Origin of the sequence: Serratia sp. H1w, assembly GCF_000633355.1 — a bacterium.
Lineage (GTDB): Bacteria > Pseudomonadota > Gammaproteobacteria > Enterobacterales > Enterobacteriaceae > Chania.
This window is the reverse complement of the sequence record NZ_AYMQ01000219.1, coordinates 1-3186: the sequence shown is the minus strand read 5'-3', so window position 1 is coordinate 3186 and position 3186 is coordinate 1. Positions and strand designations below refer to the sequence as shown.

3 protein-coding genes are annotated in these 3186 nt (G+C 44.0%); all 3 read right to left on the bottom strand.

Going from position 1 to position 3186, the window contains the following annotated elements; translation table 11 throughout:
* Nucleotides 1–93 precede the first annotated feature (93 nt).
* The gene (locus U869_RS0128935; RefSeq protein ID WP_025123559.1) at nt 94–1323 is read right to left on the bottom strand and encodes an ABC-three component system protein; all 1230 of its coding nucleotides are present in this window, start codon (nt 1321–1323) and stop codon (nt 94–96) included.
* Nucleotides 1324–1657: 334 nt separating this feature from the next.
* Nucleotides 1658–2056 carry a hypothetical protein gene (locus tag U869_RS0128930; protein ID WP_025123558.1) on the bottom strand — a complete coding sequence of 133 codons (399 nt, stop codon included), beginning with the start codon at nt 2054–2056 and terminating at the stop codon, nt 1658–1660.
* Nucleotides 2053–3186 (bottom strand): RHS repeat domain-containing protein (locus U869_RS30290; protein ID WP_198530717.1); only part of this gene is annotated, 1134 nt, incomplete at its 5' end. The genes U869_RS0128930 and U869_RS30290, both read right to left, overlap by 4 nt.

Below are 3186 nucleotides of genomic sequence, written 5' to 3'. Positions count from 1 at the left end.
TTCAATGATCACGGGTATAGAAGCCAGTCGTGTCGTTCTCATGTACTTTGGAGAAATTGTGTGCATCTAGAGCTTGATGAATGAGGTTAATAATCATTTAAGTCGAGCCTCTGCGTCGTCTTTGGTTAAAATGCTGATGCATAAACTTTTGGTGATATTACTGTCCATGCGATCTTGATCGTCAGTGGAGATTATATCGAAGCAGTTTGTATACTTGGTGTCAATTATGAAGCTCTCGTTTGCCTTGGCTGCAATGAGATTATTAAATTCGAACAACAGCCTGCCTAGATCGTCGTTATTTTTTATTTCAGCGATGATTTCAGAGGTACAGTATTTTTTGTCTGTTGGTTCTGGTAGATATAATGCCGTCGGTGCGTAAAATTTATTGTTGCTGTCTAAATAGTGCGGTAGTCGTTTTAAAATTGGCTCAACATTAATGGTATGCACGAGGTCCGAGTATCGACGTATGTCTGTGCTCTGAATGCGTGAAAAATTTTCTGAGGGTTTCATCAGTTGGCAGAGTATTTTAAAATCGCCGCCCTCAGAAAGTCTTATAAGCTCATAGATGCGTCTGGCCCTTTCGTAGCCCTCGTCAGACATACCTGGGAGTGATTCAGCGAGCCTTTCTTCAAGGTAAGCGTGAAGACGCGCCTTAAGTTCAATCGCGTAATAGTCTTTTCTTTGATACGGATTAGTGTCCGTTATATTCGAAAGAATGCTGGCAGCAGTTATTCGGTTTTCGTAAGCTGCTCGGCGTTGCGGATCACCTTCCTTTTGTATTTTTGCATGAATGGCTAGAGCTTGTGAGCTGATTCTATCAGATAATAAGCAATAGTTAACGTCAAGTAGGTTATCATCAAAAATTATATTTTTTTTGGTATAAATTTCTTTAATGACCTGCTTGGTTAACTCTTCTATTTCATGAAGTTCACAATGTTGAAGTTTACCATATGAGTAGAACTCAACTCGTTCGCTATTGTAGGGATCAACGTAATCGCTATGGTCATTGATTGGTTGCGATATATGAAAATACCTTTTGGTTCCGGCAACTCTATCCAACTCTAAGGTGGCAGCTTTTTTTAAGGCGTCCTTATAGTTGCTACGGTAGTCACCTATTTTTGCTTTTACTTGGTGGGCACTAATGAGTTTATCACCCTTGTAAATCGCGAAATCGTCTGTGCTATCCAGTTGTAGCTCGAAGCCACTATCATCAGCATTAATTAATTTGAGGCAATGATAGAGCGCCACTTTGCCTTGGTAGACAAATCCGCTCCAAGTGGAAATAGCGCTATGCGGATACTTTCTTGCTTCCTCGTCGCTCACGTTGACTCCTTTCACCATACTGCCTTGCTGTGCTTGGGTACAGAAATGATATCACAGAGCTATCATTTTTTGGTGTTCTCGATATTCTTGTATCGTAGGTGGTTGCTAGATCCGGCGAATCCTCTATGAGAGAAGTGTTGCGGTGGTCCTTGAGCCATTTCAGCCATTTCCTCTATATAGCAACGAGCTACTCTCAGATTTTGCCCACAACAGCAAGACATGGGTCATGTCAGTGTATGCCAACCGGTACACACTGCACACACTAGGTACAGCATCACACCATAGATATGTGCAGGCAATGATTATCAGTCCGCCGTATACAGATTAAGCTTGCTCATTTAACATCTTTCTTTTTGTTTAACCATTGCATTTCCCTATCTATCTCTTCTTTAGTTTTATTTATTTTCTCCACTCCAATTAAACCCATCACTTTGTAATCCATGTTTAAAAAGACTTTTAAAACATACCGTGGATTATGACAGTTGCATACAATTATATCTTTCACTTCTGATTTTTCTAGTGAATTTATTGTTTTGTCAAACCCAAAGTTGTCAACACCGGATTTTTTTACATATTTATCATGAACTTTTAACTCAAACAAAACTCTTTCTCGGTCACCTATAACAGTGAGTAAGTCCACATCTACAGAGTGTATGAGCGATAGTGCCTTCTCTGACAACTCGTCCACATTGTATTCTTGCAGCAATAACTTTAGCTCTTGAACATTTATCATGGCTTGTACACCTCTACATCTCCGGAGCGAGACCCCTTCATTAGAACCTCCTGCTCAAAATAGCGATCTTCAGAATACTCCCAAGACCATTTACTATCGGATTTAGAAGGCCCAACTTCAACCCTTAATATCAGACCATCCTCTTTAGAGTAAATTTTGGCAACTTTAGGATCTCTAGTCCACGATGTATATGGGCTAATACCTGAAACATTACCTTCATTATGTAATTCAGGTGATATGCTAGAGTTAATATCTCCAGGTTCAACTCGACCTTTAATTGCATTTTCTGCATCAGGATGACCTTTATGAACACCTCTATAAAGATAGTTGCTTGTTTCAGCTTCAGGTAAAGTCGGTATTTCCTCATATCTATTCCAGCTAAATTCGCCATTGGCTGCTTTTGGTACAGAAGGCTCACCTGTCTTCACCCCCGCCGGTATATCTGAGTCTGGAGGACATCCCCCCTTCACACTAGCCAACCCCAGCGGATCCACCCACCCAGTCGGGTTAGGCACATACTGCGTCTGGTTCAGCCCCCCCGCCAGCCCAATCGGGTCCGGCGTGATAAACCGGGCGGTGTCCGGGGAGTAATACCGATAGCGGTTATAGTGTAGCCCGCTTTCTGCGTCGAAGTACTGCCCCTGGAATCGCAACGGTTGTGCCACTGCGCCAACGAACGCTACCGCCAGATTGCCGTAGACGCGGTACGCCGCACTCCAGGCAACCTGTCCTTTGCAGTTGACTAGTTCCTGCGGGGTACCCAGGTGGTCGGTCAGGTAGTAGTAAATCTCTGACTTGCGCCCTTTACCCAACAACTGTGCCAGCGGCACAAAGCTGCCGGGGCTGTACAGATAGCTTTTATAGGTTGCCTGATGCGCCGGTTTAGGGTCATCCGCCGTAAAGATATTATCATCGTCGGCGCATTCTGCCACCATCCGCTCACCTTGCCAGAAGAACCGGGTGAGAGCATCGGGTCGTTGGGAGAGCAGGTCCTGCTTGTGGATACGCCGCCCAAACGCATCGTAGGCATAGGCAAAGTGGGTTTTCTGCCCCTGCCGCTGTTCAATAAACTCCACCAGACGGTGTTGGCAGTCATAACGGAACTCTCGTACCCACAGTGGCTTGGTGCT

Excerpts from the sequence above, each read along its gene's own strand:
- U869_RS0128930 (WP_025123558.1), bottom strand. The coding sequence starts at position 2,056 with ATGATAAATGTTCAAGAGCTAAAGTTATTGCTGCAAGAATACAATGTG.